At 66.8% G+C, this 15449-nt stretch carries 15 protein-coding genes, 1 tRNA gene and 1 pseudogene; 12 read left to right on the top strand and 5 right to left on the bottom strand.

The window, feature by feature from the left end; translation table 11 throughout:
• Positions 1–34: 34 nt before the first annotated feature.
• From lolA to Q0C12_RS04265, 3 genes are read left to right on the top strand one after another with little or no spacing between them, the layout of a single operon-like run.
• On the top strand, positions 35–682 hold the full coding sequence (gene lolA, locus Q0C12_RS04275) for an outer membrane lipoprotein chaperone LolA (RefSeq protein WP_290886639.1): 648 nt from the start codon (positions 35–37) through the stop codon (positions 680–682).
• 44 nt (positions 683–726) lie between these two features.
• Complete coding sequence (locus tag Q0C12_RS04270) at positions 727–2073, top strand: replication-associated recombination protein A (RefSeq protein ID WP_290886636.1); 1347 nt, start codon at positions 727–729, stop codon at positions 2071–2073.
• Complete coding sequence (locus Q0C12_RS04265) at positions 2066–2788, top strand: phytanoyl-CoA dioxygenase family protein (protein ID WP_290886633.1); 723 nt, start codon at positions 2066–2068, stop codon at positions 2786–2788. Before Q0C12_RS04270 ends, Q0C12_RS04265 begins: the two co-directional genes overlap by 8 nt.
• Here Q0C12_RS04265 and Q0C12_RS04260 read toward each other — a convergent pair.
• Positions 2752–4512: a M14 family metallopeptidase gene (locus Q0C12_RS04260; protein WP_290886630.1), complete on the bottom strand. Its 1761-nt coding sequence runs from the start codon at positions 4510–4512 to the stop codon at positions 2752–2754. The genes Q0C12_RS04265 and Q0C12_RS04260 overlap by 37 nt on opposite strands.
• Positions 4513–4564: 52 nt before the next feature.
• Between Q0C12_RS04260 and crcB the strand changes: the two genes are divergently transcribed.
• Positions 4565–4969 (top strand): fluoride efflux transporter CrcB, encoded by a 405-nt coding sequence (gene crcB / locus Q0C12_RS04255; RefSeq protein WP_290886627.1) that lies wholly within the window; start codon positions 4565–4567, stop codon positions 4967–4969.
• Here crcB and Q0C12_RS04250 read toward each other — a convergent pair.
• The gene (locus Q0C12_RS04250) at positions 4941–5594 is read right to left on the bottom strand and encodes a CmcI family methyltransferase (RefSeq protein ID WP_290886623.1); all 654 of its coding nucleotides are present in this window, start codon (positions 5592–5594) and stop codon (positions 4941–4943) included. The two genes, crcB and Q0C12_RS04250, sit on opposite strands and share 29 nt — an antisense overlap.
• Before the next feature lie 124 nt (positions 5595–5718).
• Positions 5719–6783 (bottom strand): hypothetical protein, encoded by a 1065-nt coding sequence (locus Q0C12_RS04245; protein ID WP_290886620.1) that lies wholly within the window; start codon positions 6781–6783, stop codon positions 5719–5721.
• A gap of 218 nt (positions 6784–7001) precedes the next feature.
• Here Q0C12_RS04245 and serS point away from each other — a divergent pair, with 218 nt between their 5' ends.
• From serS to Q0C12_RS04210, 7 genes are all read left to right on the top strand, one after another.
• Positions 7002–8285 carry a serine--tRNA ligase gene (gene serS, locus Q0C12_RS04240; RefSeq protein ID WP_290886617.1) on the top strand — a complete coding sequence of 428 codons (1284 nt, stop codon included), beginning with the start codon at positions 7002–7004 and terminating at the stop codon, positions 8283–8285.
• Complete coding sequence (locus Q0C12_RS04235; RefSeq protein ID WP_343212433.1) at positions 8282–9250, top strand: LysR substrate-binding domain-containing protein; 969 nt, start codon at positions 8282–8284, stop codon at positions 9248–9250. Before serS ends, Q0C12_RS04235 begins: the two co-directional genes overlap by 4 nt.
• Positions 9251–9468: 218 nt before the next feature.
• Positions 9469–9558, top strand: a tRNA-Ser gene (locus Q0C12_RS04230).
• A gap of 215 nt (positions 9559–9773) precedes the next feature.
• Positions 9774–10604 (top strand): AAA family ATPase, encoded by an 831-nt coding sequence (locus Q0C12_RS04225; protein ID WP_290886614.1) that lies wholly within the window; start codon positions 9774–9776, stop codon positions 10602–10604.
• Positions 10604–11131: a hypothetical protein gene (locus Q0C12_RS04220; protein ID WP_290886611.1), complete on the top strand. Its 528-nt coding sequence runs from the start codon at positions 10604–10606 to the stop codon at positions 11129–11131. Before Q0C12_RS04225 ends, Q0C12_RS04220 begins: the two co-directional genes overlap by 1 nt.
• Positions 11128–11847, top strand: a complete 720-nt coding sequence (locus Q0C12_RS04215; RefSeq protein WP_290886608.1) for a hypothetical protein — start codon at positions 11128–11130, stop codon at positions 11845–11847. Before Q0C12_RS04220 ends, Q0C12_RS04215 begins: the two co-directional genes overlap by 4 nt.
• 574 nt (positions 11848–12421) lie before the next feature.
• The gene (locus tag Q0C12_RS04210; protein WP_290886607.1) at positions 12422–12991 is read left to right on the top strand and encodes a hypothetical protein; all 570 of its coding nucleotides are present in this window, start codon (positions 12422–12424) and stop codon (positions 12989–12991) included.
• A gap of 6 nt (positions 12992–12997) precedes the next feature.
• Here the strand turns inward: Q0C12_RS04210 and Q0C12_RS04205 are convergent, their stop codons facing one another.
• A complete protein-coding gene (locus tag Q0C12_RS04205) occupies positions 12998–13936 on the bottom strand; it encodes a type II CAAX endopeptidase family protein (protein ID WP_290886604.1) in 939 nt (312 codons plus the stop codon).
• Between the two features lie 226 nt (positions 13937–14162).
• On the opposite strand from Q0C12_RS04205, the gene Q0C12_RS04200 reads away from it, so the two are divergent.
• Positions 14163–14807, top strand: coding sequence for a response regulator (locus Q0C12_RS04200; protein ID WP_034211057.1), 645 nt, complete (start codon positions 14163–14165; stop codon positions 14805–14807).
• Between the two features lie 39 nt (positions 14808–14846).
• On the opposite strand, the pseudogene Q0C12_RS04195 reads toward Q0C12_RS04200, so the two are convergent.
• Positions 14847–15449, bottom strand: a pseudogene (locus tag Q0C12_RS04195) (hypothetical protein); the annotation flags it as partial.

Genomic DNA, 15449 nt, shown 5'->3' with positions numbered 1-15449 from the left:
CTCCTGCCCAACCAAACCTCCGGTGGAACCCACCATGCGCAAGCTCCTCGTCCTGTTCCTGGCCCTCGCCGCGGGCGTCGCCCACGCCGGCGCGCGCGAGCAGCTCGACGTCTTCAGCAACGGCGTGCAGGGCCTGTCGGCCAGCTTCGAGCAGCGCGTCTATGACGCCGACGGCGCGCTGAAGGAGACCTCGTCCGGCACGGTGCAACTGCAGGCGCCGCGCCAGTTCCGCTGGGAGTACGTCAAGCCGTATCCGCAGCTGATCGTGGCCGACGGCGACCACATCTGGATCTACGACCCGGACATGGAGCAGGTCACCGTCCGCCAGCAAAGCCTCGAGGAGCAGAACAGCCCGCTGGCCATGCTGATCGACATCGGCCAGATGGAGCGCCAGTTCAAGGTCACCGAAGGCGGGCAGGGACAAGGCCTGGCCTGGCTCGAACTGACCCCGCGCAAGCCAGACGAGGCACCGTTCGACCGCGCCCGCCTGGGTTTCAGCCCGGCCGGCCTGGCGCGGATGGAGATGTTCGACGGGCTGGGCCAGCGCACGGTCATGGGCTTCTCGGCCTGGAAGCGCAACCCGGCCTTCGCCGCCGGCACCTTCACCTTCGTCAAGCCCGAGGGCGTGGACCAGATCGGCGAAGTGGCCGAATCCGCCCAGGTCATCCCCCTGCGGGATTGAACAACGGGGTCAGGTTCCGAACCTGACCCCGCTAGAATGGCGGCATGCGCAAGGGCAAGCCCGCCACTGAACCGCTGTTCCAGCCGGCCGAGGGTCTCAAGCCGCTGGCCGAGCGCATGCGCCCGGCCTCGCTGGACGACATGGTGGGCCAGCGCCGGCTGCTGGCGCCGGGCTCGGCGCTGCGGCGCGCGGTGGAATCGGGCCGCGTGCATTCGATGATCCTCTGGGGGCCGCCGGGCTGCGGCAAGACCACGCTGGCGCTGCTGCTGGCGCGCTACGCCGAGGCCGAGTTCGTCGCGATCTCGGCCGTGCTGTCCGGCCTGCCGCAGGTGCGCGAGGTGCTGGCGGCGGCCGAACAGCGCTTCAACGAAGGACGCAGGACCGTCTTGTTCGTGGACGAGGTGCACCGCTTCAACAAGACCCAGCAGGACGCCTTCCTGCCGCACATTGAGCGCGGAAGCATCCTGTTCGTCGGCGCCACCACCGAGAACCCGAGCTTCGAGCTCAACTCCGCGCTGCTCTCGCGCTGCCGCGTCCACGTGCTCGAAGCGGTGTCGCCCGAGGACATCACCCAGGCCCTGCGCCGCGCGCTGGCCGACGAGGCGCGCGGCCTGGGCGGGCAGGGCATCGCCGTGGACGACGAGCGCCTGCGCGAAATCGCCGGCGCCGCCGATGGCGACGTGCGCCGCGCCCTGACCCTGCTCGAGATCGCCGCCGAACTGGCCGCCGACGAAGGCGGCCACGTCACCGAGGCCGCCCTGGTGCAGGTGCTGGCCGACCGCACCCGCCGCTTCGACAAGCAGGGCGAGCAGTTCTACGACCAGATCTCGGCCCTGCACAAGTCGGTGCGCAGCTCCAACCCGGACGGCGCGCTGTACTGGTTCGCGCGCATGCTCGACGGCGGCTGCGACCCGGCCTACCTCGCGCGCCGGATCACGCGCATGGCGGTGGAAGACGTCGGCCTGGCCGACCCGCGTGCCCTGCAGATGGCGATCGAAGCCTGGGATGCCTACGAGCGCCTGGGCAGCCCGGAAGGCGACCTGGCGCTGGCGCAGGTGGTGATCTACCTCGCCAGCTGCGCCAAGTCCAATGCCGGCTACGTCGCGTTCAAGGCCGCGCAGGCCGACGTACGCGAGGGCGGCACGCAGGAGGTGCCCATCCACCTGCGCAACGCGCCGACCAAACTGATGAAGCAGCTCGGCTACGGCAGCGGCTACCAGTACGACCACGACGCGCCCCATGGCATCGCGCTCGACCAGACCGCTTTCCCCGAGGCGATGGGCGAACGCGTCTACTACGAGCCCGTCGACCGCGGCCTGGAGATCAAGCTCAAGGACAAGCTCGACCGGCTGCGCGCGGCCAGGGCCGAGGCCAGGAAGGCGCATGACTGAGCGCGATGCGATGCCGGTGCCGGCCTTCGCCGATGCGGACCGCATCGACCGCGATGGCTTCGCACTGCTGCACGGCGCTATCCCGGCGGAACGGATCCCGGGCCTGCAGGCCACCTTCGACGCCGGCGTGCTGGCGAACCACGATTGGCCGGTGCCGCGCGGCGCCGACTGGCGCCATGCCTTGCTGGATACCGAGCCCGGGGTGCAGGCGGTGTGCCGCTTGCCCGCGGTGCTGTCCGCGGTGGGCGCGCTGATCGGCGAGCGCTTCTTCCTGGCCCAGGTCGAGGGGCGGGAGCCGCTGCCCAGTGGCGGCCACCAGGGCCTGCACCGCGATTTTTCGGCACAGCGGCCCGGCGACACCGCGCTCGCCATCGTGTTCCTGGACGACTACGGCCCGGCCAACGGGGCAACCCGCATCGTGCCGGGCAGCCACCGGCTGCCGTCCTTTGATTTCGACGATACGTCGGCTGCGATCCAGCTCTCCGGCCGCGCCGGCGACATCCTGGTGTTCACCGCCGACCTGGTGCACGCCGGCAGCCTCAATGCCAGCGGCGGCCGGCGCCGCAGCCTGTTGATGAGCTTCTTCGCCGCGCCGCTCTACCCGTCCCACCTGACGACCGCGCACCTGCGCAACATCCGCATGCCGGCCGCGTGGTTCGACCCGCCCGCCGGCGCCGCTCAGCGCGGCGCCACGTCCACCCGCAGCACCGGGTAAAGGCCGAAGCGTTCGTCCCAGGACGGATGCCGGCGATAGAAGAATTCCAGGCGCGCCGACGGGCTGGCGGCGAAGGCGGCGTCTTCCGCCAGCCGCCGCTCGAACTCGGCCCGCAGCGCCGCATCCTTCGCCAGCATGTCGCGCGCCACGTCCTCGGCCACGTAGGCTTCCATGTATTCCTTGCGCTCGAAGTGGCTGTTGAACGCGCCCCAGGCCAGCAGCGAGTCGGGCGCCTGCGGCTCCAGCATCGCCATCAGCAGCCGCGACTTCGGCTGCCGGATCGGCACGAACAGCGCGCCCGCGCCGACCGCGCGTCGTTCCGGCGCCCATTCACCGGTGACCGCCAGCGTCTGCCTCCCCTCGACCGAACCGGCGGAGAACTTCTGGGTTTGCGCGCGGAAGGCCCGCACGTCCAGCTCCGCGGCTGCCGCCAGCGCCCGGAACTGCACGCCGTGCGTGCGCAGCTTCGCGCCCACCATCGCCGCGTGTTCCGCCGGCACCAGGTAGCCGGCGCCGGGCAGCGGCACCGCAAGCACCGGCTGGACGTCGTCGCGCATGGGCACCGTCCACAGCTGCGGCGTGGATTCGTCGTAGCGCGTCATCAGCGCGCCGGAAACGTCGGAGGGTTCGCGGGTATAGGCATAGCCGCGGAATTCGATCATGCGTACCCGGTCGGACGCCGCGAAGGTCAGCGGCACGGGCGTGGCGTCTGGCTGGCTCGCGGCCACGTCGGCCTCGCGGACCGCGCGCTGCCAGGCCTGGCCGTTCGCCGCGATGTGTTCAAGCACCGAGACCACCGTGTTGCGGGTGCTGCGCACGCGCTCGGGGTAGGGGCGCCAGGAGTGGGTCTCCACCAGCATCGCCAGCCGGTTGCGCAGCCAGAAATAGCCGGTGGAGAAGCGTGGCGGCGCCACCGAGTCGCTGAAGCCCGACATCGGGTCGTCGTCGACCACGAACGAGGGATAGAAGGCCAGCGGCAGCGAGCCCTGGGCGGCCAGGTCGGCGATCACGCCGTCGCGCCATTGCCGGCCGATCGCGCGCAGCGCGGCCGGGCCGGCATGCACCGGCTCGACCTGGATCGCGATGTCGTGTTCGAACTGCGCGCCGTTGGTGGCATGCAGGTCGACGATGGCCAGCGGGTCCCAGGCCTCCACCAGCGCCAGCATCGCCTGCATCTCGGGCGAGTCGGCCTTGAGGTAGTCGCGGTTGAGGTTGTGGTTCTGCGCCGTGGTGCGCCAGCCCATTTCCACCGGGCCGCGCTGGTTCGGCCGGTTCCAGGCGCCGAAGCGCTCGTGGCCGTCCACGTTGAACACCGGCACGAATACCAGCACCTGTTTGTCCAGCGCGCCCGCGGCCGCCTCGCCTTCGAGGACTTCGCGCAGTGCCAGGAAGCCGGCGTCCTTGCCGTCGATCTCGCCGGCGTGGATGCCGCCCTGCACCAGCACCACGGGCAGCCCGCGCTGGCGGGCCGCCACCGGATCGAGCGCGCCCGCGGTGGACGCCACCAGCGCTTTCATGGGCCGGCCCTGCGGCGTGGTGCCGAAGTCCATGCAGCGCACCGCGCGCGGATACCTTGCGGCGAAGGCATCGCACAGCTCGATGACCTCCTGGTAGCGGCCCGTATGCGTGAATCCGGATTGCTCCGACACGGTGGCCAGCGGCGGCGTGGCGAAGGCGGGCAGGGCGGCGGCAAGCAGGAGCGGCAACAGGCAGCGCATGGGCATCTCGCGACGGAATCGAAAACCAAAGCCTACAAGTTTCGGCTAGGCTTCGGCCATGAACTGGACCCTGCTCTGGCTGGTGATGGCGGGTGGCGCGCTGGGCGCCGGCGCGCGCCACCTCATCGGCGGCTGGCTGCTGCGCCAGGCCGGCGACGGCCTGCCCTGGGGCACGCTGGCGGTGAACCTTCTGGGCAGCTTCGCGGCCGGCTTCCTGCTGGTGTGGCTCGACGATCGCGGGCCCGGCGCGATGGCCTTGCGCGCGTTCCTGGTCGTCGGCGTGCTCGGCGGGCTGACCACGTATTCCGCGCTGATGCTCGAGTGCCTGCTCTACGCCCGCAGCGCGCGCCCCGGGTTGCTCGTGGCCTACCTGGCGCTGACCTTGGTGGCCGGCCTGGCGCTGGTATGGACCGGCGCGCGGCTGGCCGGCGGGATCAGGCCGGACTGGACGCCCGGCGCCTGAGGTAGCCCTTGGGATTCCAGGTGATGAAAAGCAGCTCCTGGCTGCGATCGACCTCGAAGTCCGGGTTCTCCGCCACGAACGCCTCGATGGCTTCGTAGGGGCCCGGGTCCGGTCCCACCCGCAGGCCGTGGTGGCAGATGCTGTCCTCGACGATGAAGTGGTCGCCGGGGCGCGTCAGCGCGGAGTAGGTGCGCAGCACGGCCAGCGTGTTCTCGTAGGTGTGGGAGCTGTCCTCGACCACCAGCACGCGTTCGCCCGGGGCGATCATCGCGCGCACCTGCGGGAAAGCCTCGCAGGCGTCGGCCAGGAGCAGCGTCACCCGCGGATGCGCGGCCGGCCCGGGGCGCAGCGTGTGGTGCTGGATGTCGATGCTGATGACCCGGCCATGTCCCAGCAGGTCGCACAGGTGGGCGAAATAAAGCGCGCTGCCGCCGTACTTGGTGCCGATCTCGACGATCACGTCCGGACGCATCGCGTGGATCAGCTGCTGGTAGGCCCAGGCGTCGTTCGGGCTCTTGTGGGTCGGGATGCCGAAGTAGGTCGTGCGCTCCATCACGCCCTCCTGGATCTGCGCCAGGACGTCGGACAAGGGCATGTCCAGGTGATCTTCCATGTACTTGCGCATGCGGGGTGCCCGTGGCGACGAAAGTGGGGCGTGAATGCTCGCAAGGCCCGGCCCGCCAAGGGGCTGGCTTCCAGAAAAAAGGCCGGGCATCGAAGATGCCCGGCCTCGGCCCGCGTTCGGCGTATCAGCGGCCGGGCACCCGGCAGCAGGTGCGCGAGGCGCGGATGTCCTGGGCACTGGCCGAGTTGTTGCGCGCCGAGCACGTACCGGCACGGAAGAACACGAAGGGCACCAGCCAGTCAGAGGCCTCGCAATTGGTGGCGGTAGGGGTATAGCCGGCCGCACAGGCCGGCGCAGTGGCGTTGGCGGTGCCGCCCGCCGGCACGTTCACTACGCTGTTGGCGGTGTCCACGCACTGCAGGGCGGTGGCCACCGGCGGCGCGAAGTAGCCCACGATGTCGGCCACGTAATGCGACTGCGCGAAGGTGTAGATCGTCATGTCGAACGAGGCCAGCGGGTTCGGGATCTGCACGATCAACGCATTGTTGACGACGGCGCCGGCGGTGTAGTTGACGCTCGATGCCAGCGGCTGGGTCGTGCCGAACGGATAGGCCGTGGCGAAACCGGCGCCGGCGGGCGTCACCGCGGTGAGGTTGATGGCCACCGCGGTCGCGCTCAGCCCCAGCGTGCCGCAGTTGGTGGCGCTGCCGCCCTGCGAGGTGAAGTTCGGGAAATTGATGGCGACGAAGTTCCGCGTGCCGTTCGCGGCGATCGGACCGCCGGCGACCCGCGTGTCGAGGATGCGGCAGGGCGCGACCGGGGTATAGACCAGGTCATTGCCGAGCGCACCCAGGGTCAGCGTGCCGTCCTCCTGGCCCGCGGCGAGCTTGTCGATGACCTCCGCGTCGGAGAGCAGGCGGCCGCCGCCGCCCAGCTCGGCCATCGCACCCTCGAAGGTGTCGCGCTGCACGGCCTCGCGGAAATTGGTGGCATCGGCCCGGATCAGGCTGGGCACCATGCGCTCGGCCCAGGTGGCCATCGGCACGCCGTGCACGCGCTCGACGTAGTGGCCCCACTTCAGCACCAGCTGGCGCGTGAGCTCGCCGCGCTCGGCGGGGCTCAGTTCGCTGGCATCCACACGGGCAGGCTGTAGCGATGCGGCGCCCGGCCGCGCGGCCAGGGCAGGGGCGCCGAGGCCCAGCAGGATTGCGCTGGCGACGGCGAGGGGAAGGACGACGCGGCTGTTCATTTGTGCACTCCGGGGGTGGGTCAGGGCGCGCCGGTTGGCACGCACCCGAAAGAACGTCGGCCCCCCCTCGGAGTGGCCATGCCGCGCCAGCTGCCACCGCCGCCTGGAACACCCGCGGGGCCTTGCATCCGCCCGACGGCAGGTCGCCCACAAGTCGTTGCGCGACTGGAAGGCGTGGGTGGATAATTCGCCAGCCCGTTTCAATTTTGGAATGACCCATGCTTGACCCGACCCTCCTGCGCGGCCAGCTTGCCGAGACCGCCGCCCGCCTGCAGGCCACCCGCGGCTTCGCGCTGGACGTGCCCGCGCTGGAGCGGCTCGAGGCCGAGCGCAAGCAGATCCAGACCCGCACCCAGGAGCTGCAGAACCTGCGCAACACCCGCTCCAAGGCCATCGGCCAGGCGAAAGGGAAGGGCGAGGACACCACCGCGCTGATGGCCGAAGTGGCCGGCATCGCCGACGAGCTCAAGGCGGGCGAGGCGCGCCTGGAGGTGATCCGTGCCGAGATCGACGCGATCGCGATGGCGGTGCCCAACCTGCCCGACGCCAGCGTGCCGGCGGGCAAGGACGAGCACGACAACGTGGAGGTGCGCCGCCACGGCGAGCCGCGCCGGTTCGACTTCCCGGTGAAGGACCACGTCGAGCTCGGCGCCCGCGACGGCTGGCTCGACGGCGACACCGCCGCCAAGCTCAGCGGCGCCCGCTTCACGGTGCTGCGCGGCGAGCTGGCGCGCCTGCACCGTGCCCTGGCCCAGTTCATGCTTGACCTGCACACCCGCGAGCACGGCTACCTGGAAGTGAACGTGCCGCTGATCGTCAACGCCGACAGCCTGCGCGGCACCGGCCAGCTGCCGAAGTTCGAGGAGGACCTGTTCGCCACCGACTTCGGCGACAGCCGGCGCTACCTCATCCCGACCAGCGAAGTGCCGCTGACCAACATTGTCCGCGACGAGATCGTGGACGACGCCCGCCTGCCGCTGCGCATGGCCGCTCACTCGCTGTGCTTCCGCGCCGAAGCCGGCAGCCACGGCCGCGACACCCGCGGCATGATCCGCCAGCACCAGTTCGAGAAGGTGGAGCTGGTCTCCATCGCGCGGCCGCACGAATCCGCGGAAGAACACGAGCGCATGACGCGCTGCGCCGAGGTCGTGCTGGAGAAGCTCGAGCTGCCCTACCGCAAGGTGCTGCTGTGCACCGGCGACATGGGCTTCGGCGCCACCAAGACCTACGACCTGGAAGTGTGGCTGCCCAGCCAGGGCACCTACCGCGAGATCAGCAGCTGCTCGAACTGCGGCGACTTCCAGGCCCGGCGCATGCAGGCGCGCTGGCGCAACCCGGCCACCGGCAAGCCCGAGCCCGTGCATACGCTCAACGGCTCGGGCGTGGCCGTTGGCCGCTGCCTGATCGCCGTGATGGAGAACCACCAGCAGGCCGACGGCAGCATCGCCGTGCCGGCCGCGCTGCGTCCCTACCTTGGCGGCCTTGAAAGGATCGGTGCATGAACCACCCGGATCTGAACGACCTGCAGTTCTACGCGATGGTGGTCGAGCACGGCGGCTTCGCTGCGGCCGAGCGCGCGCTGGGCATCCCCAAGAGCCGCTTGAGCCGCCGCATCGCCCAGCTCGAGAACGAGCTCGGCGTGCGCCTGCTGCAGCGGAGCACCCGCAAGTTCGCCGTCACCGACGTCGGCCAGAGCGTGTACCGCCACGCCCAGACCATGCTGGCCGAGGCCCAGGCCGCGCGCGAGGCGGTGGACCGCGTCAGCGCCGCGCCGCGCGGCAGCATCAAGGTCAGCTGCCCGGTGGCCATCGCCCAGGAAGTGCTGGGCCCGATCCTGCCCGACTTCATGAAGAAGCACCCGCAGGTGCGCCTGCAGCTGCACGTGAGCAACCGCCGGGTGGACGTGATCCAGGAAGGCTTCGACGTGGCCATCCGCGTGCGCAGCCAGCTCACCGACGACGGCGAGATGGTGGCCCGCAGCTTCGGCCAGCTGCGCGAGCTGCTGGTGGCCAGTCCGAAGTACCTCGACCGCATCGGCCGCCCCGAAGTGCCCGCCGACCTGGCCGGCCACACCACGCTGAGCATGAGCGAGGACGACAGCCGCCAGCGCTGGACCCTGCACGGGCCGGAAGGTCAGGTGCAAAAAGTCGAGCTGACGCCGACGCTGATGGCACACGACTTCCCACTGCTGATGGCCGCGGCCCGCGATGGCCTGGGCGTGGTGCTGCTGCCCGAGCTGACCTGCGCCGAGTCCATCCGCCGCGGCGAGCTGGAGGTGGTGCTGCCGCAGTGGAGCCTGCCCCAGGGCATCTGCCACGCCATCTACCCCAGCCGCCGCGGCCTGCTGCCCGCCGTGCGCGTCTTCATCGACTTCCTCGCCGAGCGCCTTCCCGGCATCATCGAGGACAGCCGCCTCAAGTGCGGCACCAAGGGCGGCGTGCCCTGTCCGCCGGATGTAAAGATGTAAACGAACACCGGAGAGATGGCCGAGTGGTTTAAGGCAGCGGTCTTGAAACGGTTAGGGTAATTTCCGACGACCTGATGGCGCTGCAAGGGGAACCTAATAATTTCAATGACCTGGGTGTTACGCTAGGTCAGAAGTGAGTAGGAAATTTGCGTCGGGGGAACCAAAGGGGAACTTTTTCGAGCGTGGCACCAATTGTCGGGGGAACCATTGGTGGGCATGGAGGGATGGCGGAGCGGTCGATCGCGCTGGTCTTGAAAACCAGAGGCTACGAAAGTGGCTCGTGGGTTCGAATCCCACTCCCTCCGCCATACGTTGATCTTCAGTCGGAATTGAGTTGTCGCAGCTCGCCTTTCTCAAGTGAGGTCCAACTGAAAATTTCGTGCTGTGTGCAGTGGCGGGATGGTAATGGGATTGAATTGACACTCTTCGTCTTTGAGGCGGCATTGCCTGATTGCGTCAAGGGGGGAGCCCTTATGGTCGCGGGGGATGTGCTTATGATTGACTGCGAGAAGGGGGCAGCAGAATGAAAGTGATCAGTCTAATCAACATGAAGGGTGGGGTCGGCAAAACTACGCTCGCTGTCAACGTCGCAGATTGTCTCACCCGGCAACATGGCGCCACGGTTCTTATGTTGGATGTCGATCCGCAGTTCAACGGGACTCAATGCCTTATGTCACCTGATGACTACGTTGCTCACAGGGAGGCCGGGCGCGACACCATGTTGGACTTGTTCGACAGAAAAAGAGTCAAGGCATCGACCGTGCAAGGCTCCACGGAGGTTCAGCCAAAGACGCTGAATGAAATAGAAGTGGTCGAAGTTCGTGAAAAACTTTTCCTTTTGCCTGGCAGCCTTGACCTGTATCGGTTGGAGATGGCTCCCGGGGAGGGGCGGGAGAACAGACTCAAAGCGTATCTGGCAGCGATCCGAGGTGACACTGACTACGATTACGTAATCATCGACACGCCTCCGACGCCTTCCGTTTGGATGACCAGCGCGTTGATTGCTAGTGACTACTATTTGATACCCGTTCGTCCCGATCCCCTTTCTCTAACTGGTCTCGACTTGCTGAAGAGCATCGTAGATGACCGGAAGGAAAACTATGGACTATCGGTAAAGTGTGCTGGAGTTGTCCTTACGATGACCCGTCAAGGCACCAATGTTCTAAACGACGCCAAGGCTTACTTGTCCGGCGACAGATATTGGAAGGACAAGATTTTCACCTCGGAAATTCCAGGTCGAGTCAAGTTTGCCCAACAGCAATTGAATAATGTTTTTATGCTCGATTCCGAAGCTCCTGACATGAGGAGCGCGATAATTAATGCTACGAACGAGTTGGTAGTAAGGACTACATAATGGCGACTAAGAAGTCCACGCAAACTGAAGTCGATGTGGCTCTGAAGTCACTAGATCTCCTGCAAGAGATTGTGTGGGCGATCAGGTCTCGGGAGCCGAATGAACTTCTCAGTGGTGTTTCCTATCTTCGGCTTCTTGCTCACAACGAAAAGAGCGAGCGAAGGAAAGCCGAGAAGAAGTCCAAGATGCGCGATCAGCAGCGTGATTTGAAAGCGCTGGTCGGCTCAATGTCTCTCGTTCTTGCCGATTTGGAACTCTTCCCTGCAAATGAAGACATTGCCAAGTTCGGGGTCGAAGCTTTGCAAATTTCCATTGCAAGGTGGGAGAAGCGCTCCCGTTATGAAATGATCGGCATGCTGATCATGGAGTCAATAAACGCCAGCCCGGCTCGGCTCCGGGAGGTCGGGGATTTACTGAATAAGATCAGCGATGAGTCGGACTCCATGGCCCAGATAAAAAAGCGGTCCCGGCAAACAGGGTTCTCTTGGAACGAAGCGATTCGCTCTCTCTCAACATCTGTTGAATGAACGCAATTGCTCGACAAGATTTTTCTGAGTTCCTGGATTTCATCAGGACGCTCTCAATTGATGGAGTTGTGCAGGACGCCACGCGTGTTGCGGAGATACGCAAAGCGCATGCCCAGTTTTTGGCGCTGCTAACCACAGTTGGAGAGCTCGTCTCCGATGCTGGGTCTGTGCGGAATGAGTTTGTTGCCGATTATGACGAGGTAGGCAAGAGTTATTTGGGTGAGGTTGTATCCGATTGTTCAGAGTTTGTCATGAGCGTCCTGCTTGGTCTGTGTCGATCTGCGGGAGGGACTCTTCGGTCATCCATTGAGTCTTACTTGAAGGCATTTTCGGCCAAGGAGCAGCCGCTTATCCTCAAGCGAACATCGGTTCCTGATGTGTTCGATGACGCAGCTGGAGTTGCGTTTTTCTCTTCGCCGATTGGAAAAAGTGTTATTTCCGATCTGAAAGTAATCTACGGCGAACTCAATGCCTATGTTCACACTGTGTCGGATGCCCGCATGTTCGGCGCTATCGCCATCGGGAGTTTTCCCCGCTGGTCGGAGAAGAATGCGGAACTTGTCGACATATTCATCCGTGTGGTTCGTCTTTTTCTGTATGGGATTGTAGGAAATCGAAGAGATTTCTACGACGTTTTTGATCACCGAAACAAGGTCGTTATAAGCCGTGCGATGACTCGCGTGCAGCGCCGATCAGCACTGGGTGTTGACGACTAGCCAACGAATGAAACAGCCGAGTGCGGGCGCCCGCCTGAGCTCGACCTCAGCGTGAGCCGATAGCCCCGAGGCATGGGTCAGCCAACTGAGCGAGTCACTCGAAAGCTGTCGTGTTGATGGGTGTGATATGGGTTTCTGGAGGTGGGTTCCAGTTTTCCGCCGATCTGGCAACGCCGAGCAGCGAAGTATGGCGATAGCTCTTTAAGGCAGCGGATACTCGGCTCGTTGGATAATCTCCGAGATAATGCAGCGGATGTCCTATGAATCAGCCGGGGGAACTGGTGGGTGTTTTTGAGAAGAACTTCGCCAAGTAGGCATCTACGAATACTGTAGGCTCTTGATTTATAAGGGTTGGCATTTGTAAGTTCGTGCCAACATATAGTCATCGCTCTTGAAAACCGCCGAAGGGTCAAACCTTCCGTGGGTTCGAATCCCACTCTCTCCGCCATTTTTTTCACTACTCATTGACGCCAGTACCCCACACCATCCATTCGGGTGCAAACGGTCGTGCCGCTTCGGTGGGCGCCCAAGGGCCACATTCGGTGGACACAACTATTCCAGGGGGAATTTAGGCATGAGCTTCATTCGCAGATCGCTGATCGCTTGTCTCGTGATCGGTTTCGGCCTGGCGCCTGTCGCCGCGATCGCCCAGCAGACCGGCGAGCAGTTTTACCGTTCGTTGGTGGAGTCCAGCGGGTATGGCTCCCGGATGATGTACGAGACCACCGGACGCGGGGTGCTGGATACCGCAACTGGTCAGGAGTGGGGCGGTCTGCAGGTGGAAGTCGTTTTTGGCGAAGCGCCCGGCACGGGATACGGCGGATACATCTACGTGGTTCGCAATCTGAGCGGCGAGGACTACTGCATCCGGACCGCCTACGCGTTCGAGCCTGGCCAACGGTACGACCGGATCCAGGCGCCGGCCCCGGGCAACTACCTGTTGCCTGCGGGCGAACTGCAGCTGGCCACCGTTGTCCAGGGACTAGGGGCCGGCCGACGGTCGTTGGCCGCCGGAATCGCCTACTGGCGTCCGGATCGCAGCCGCGAGCGCGCTTGCAGCGATGTCGCGCCGGCTGGCGTCGAGGAATGGTCGAGCTCGTTCGCCTGGGGGGACGGGCTCACGTTCACGGGAAGCCGTCGCTGATATCGCTCAAGGCAGGAACAGCGCGAGGGCCAGTGTCGAGTTCGCGGCCAGGCAAGCCCAAAGAGAGCGGGTGCGGACGTAGAGCGTGGCGATGCCGAAGCCGACGAGGGCCGAGGGCAGGGTGGTCTGCCAGTCCAGCGTGTAGTGGATCGGCGTGATCGCCAGCCCCGACAGCGCGACGGCGGGCCAGGTACCGATGGCGCGCTCGGCCAGCGTGACCAGCCACAGGCGCAGCGCCAGTTCCTGCATCAGGGGCTCGAGCAGCACGATGGAAATGGCGATCGGCCAGCCGATCGCCGCCACGGTGTAGCCGCTGTCGATGCCGGAGTCCGGTACTACGAGTCCCAGCAGTTTCAGCGCGATCCACGCGGGCACCGCCACGCCGAGGCCCAGCGCCAGCTGGCGCCACAGCGGCAGCGGGCTGGCGTTCGGCCCGGGCAGCGACAGCTGGCGCGCGAAGGCCCAGTAGCCGGCCAGCACGAAACCGGCGGGTAGCAGCAGCGACTGCATCGCCATCGCCGCGGCGGTTTCACCCAGGCTGAGATCACGGGGCACGTCGAGTTCGTTGAATACGAACATGCGGCTTCGGCAGACGGTGGCGCCGGCTTCGGTGGCCAGCATTTCCAGCAGCGCGCGGGCGGGGTGGTTCTGGTCGCCGTGCAGGGCGCCGATCGAGTATTCGCGGGCATCGGGGCCGCAGGGTTTCGGTGGCCGCACGGCAGGCGAGGGCAGGCGCACGCGGCCGGCCGGCACGCGCCCGTGGCGTGCATCCACCACGTTGGCCAGCGCATCGAGCTGCTCGGGCGTCCCTTCCACCCACACCAGCGCGCGGTCGGCGCCGGCGGTATGCAGGTCGGCCAGCATGAAGCCGCGCATCGCCACGGCGTGTACCAGCGGCAGGCACAGCGCGAGCAGCAGCAGCGCGAAGCGGCGGTGCAGTGGCATCCCGGTCCTCCCGTGGCCTTCCCCGAGGCGCGGCCAGCATAGCGGCGGCGGGCTTCTTACCTGGTTAGTGATTCGGGGCGAAATGACGGCCGGATTACAAAACTGCGCGCCGCTTCGATAGTTTCGAAACCTTGGGGAGAATTCCTACCGGCGATCGTGGCGGATGGCGATGCCGCCGCGCTTCAGGCGCCGCGTAGCTTGGACCCGACGCCCTGGGGAGAGCGCAATGATCCGAGTATTCCTGTTGGACGACCACGCCCTGGTCCGCACCGGCTACCGCCTGATCCTGGAACGCGAGGCCGACTTCCAGGTCGTTGGCGAAGCGGGCAGCGGCGAGGAAGGCCTGCCCGCCATCCGCAAGCTCAAGCCGCACGTCGTCATCTGCGACCTGCACCTGCCGGGCATCAGCGGCCTGGACATCACCGAGCGCATCGTCCGCGGCGAGTACGGCTCGCGTGTCCTGATCGTCTCGGTGCAGGAGGACGGGCCGATGCCGCGCCGGCTGATCGAGGCCGGCGCCAGCGGCTACCTCGGCAAGGCCTGCGATGCCCACGAACTGCTGCGTGCCATCCGAGAAGTCGCGCGCGGCCGCCGCTACCTGGCCAGCCAGGTGGCGCAGCGGATGGCGCTGTCGCGGCTGGGCGGCGACGACTCGCCCTTCGACCTGCTGTCGCCGCGCGAGCTGGAGGTGGCGCGGATGCTGTGCCAGGGCATGCGGATGGAAGAGATCGGCCGGCGCCTGAGCCTGAGCGGCAAGACGGTGGCCACGCACAAGTACCGGCTGTACGAGAAGCTGGGCATCAAGGACACCGTGGCGCTGGCGCGCATGGCCGGCCAGCACGGCATCTCGGATCCGGTCTACGCGATCTGACCGCGCAAAGAAGAAGGGCGCCTTGCGGCGCCCTTCTTCTTAGTTCGGCGTGGACGGTTTTTCCGCATCCTGGCCTTCCAGCGACCAGTTCGGCGCCGGCGGCACTTCGGGCGTGGCCACCTCCGGCTGGGCGTCGGCGGCCGGCTCCGGCAGGTTGGCCGCGACTATGGGCTTGGCCTCGGCCACAGGCGGCGCATCGAACACCGCCGGCTGCGTGCGCAGGAACGGGTTCACCGGCGCCGCAGGGGCGACGACCTCGGGCTCGGCCGGAATCAGGCTGGCCTGCACCGGCGCGGCGGCCGGCGTCGACAGCGCAAACGGCGCGGGCTCCGGGGCAACGCGCGGCTCGGCGGCGATCGCCGGGGCCACCGGCGTCGGCACGATCACGGGGGCAACCACCGGCTCAGGCTCGACGGCCGGCGTGGGCTCGACGACGGGCGCGGGCGCCGCGGCAGCTTCCGCCGCCGGGGCCGCCGGGGCCGGCACGATCTCAACGAACGGGCGCGGCTCGGCCGCCAACGCCACCGGGGCGTCGGCGCGCACTTCAGCCGCTTCCGGCATCGGAGCAGGCTCGGCGGCCGGCGTGGGCTCGACCGCCGGGACAGGCGCGGGCGCCACGACCGGCGCTGCCGCCATCGCCGC

Origin of the sequence: Arenimonas sp. (assembly GCF_022842045.1) — a bacterium.
In the GTDB taxonomy this organism is placed as follows: domain Bacteria; phylum Pseudomonadota; class Gammaproteobacteria; order Xanthomonadales; family Xanthomonadaceae; genus Arenimonas.
The sequence above is the reverse complement of the archived record's forward strand: the minus strand, read 5'-3'. Positions and strand labels throughout refer to the sequence as shown.

What these genes read in the sequence shown, in the direction of transcription:
- Q0C12_RS04235 (WP_343212433.1), top strand. Translation starts at nt 8,282, where the DNA reads ATGAACCACCCGGATCTGAACGACCTGCAGTTCTACGCGATGGTGGTC.
- serS (WP_290886617.1), top strand. Translation starts at nt 7,002, where the DNA reads ATGCTTGACCCGACCCTCCTGCGCGGCCAGCTTGCCGAGACCGCCGCC.
- Q0C12_RS04265 (WP_290886633.1), top strand. Translation starts at nt 2,066, where the DNA reads ATGACTGAGCGCGATGCGATGCCGGTGCCGGCCTTCGCCGATGCGGAC.
- Q0C12_RS04270 (WP_290886636.1), top strand. Translation starts at nt 727, where the DNA reads ATGCGCAAGGGCAAGCCCGCCACTGAACCGCTGTTCCAGCCGGCCGAG.
- Q0C12_RS04200 (WP_034211057.1), top strand. Translation starts at nt 14,163, where the DNA reads ATGATCCGAGTATTCCTGTTGGACGACCACGCCCTGGTCCGCACCGGC.
- Q0C12_RS04245 (WP_290886620.1), bottom strand. Translation starts at nt 6,783, where the DNA reads ATGAACAGCCGCGTCGTCCTTCCCCTCGCCGTCGCCAGCGCAATCCTG.
- Q0C12_RS04250 (WP_290886623.1), bottom strand. Translation starts at nt 5,594, where the DNA reads ATGCGCAAGTACATGGAAGATCACCTGGACATGCCCTTGTCCGACGTC.
- Q0C12_RS04220 (WP_290886611.1), top strand. Translation starts at nt 10,604, where the DNA reads ATGGCGACTAAGAAGTCCACGCAAACTGAAGTCGATGTGGCTCTGAAG.
- Q0C12_RS04225 (WP_290886614.1), top strand. Translation starts at nt 9,774, where the DNA reads ATGAAAGTGATCAGTCTAATCAACATGAAGGGTGGGGTCGGCAAAACT.
- lolA (WP_290886639.1), top strand. Translation starts at nt 35, where the DNA reads ATGCGCAAGCTCCTCGTCCTGTTCCTGGCCCTCGCCGCGGGCGTCGCC.
- crcB (WP_290886627.1), top strand. Translation starts at nt 4,565, where the DNA reads ATGAACTGGACCCTGCTCTGGCTGGTGATGGCGGGTGGCGCGCTGGGC.
- Q0C12_RS04215 (WP_290886608.1), top strand. Translation starts at nt 11,128, where the DNA reads ATGAACGCAATTGCTCGACAAGATTTTTCTGAGTTCCTGGATTTCATC.
- Q0C12_RS04205 (WP_290886604.1), bottom strand. Translation starts at nt 13,936, where the DNA reads ATGCCACTGCACCGCCGCTTCGCGCTGCTGCTGCTCGCGCTGTGCCTG.
- Q0C12_RS04260 (WP_290886630.1), bottom strand. Translation starts at nt 4,512, where the DNA reads ATGCCCATGCGCTGCCTGTTGCCGCTCCTGCTTGCCGCCGCCCTGCCC.
- Q0C12_RS04210 (WP_290886607.1), top strand. Translation starts at nt 12,422, where the DNA reads ATGAGCTTCATTCGCAGATCGCTGATCGCTTGTCTCGTGATCGGTTTC.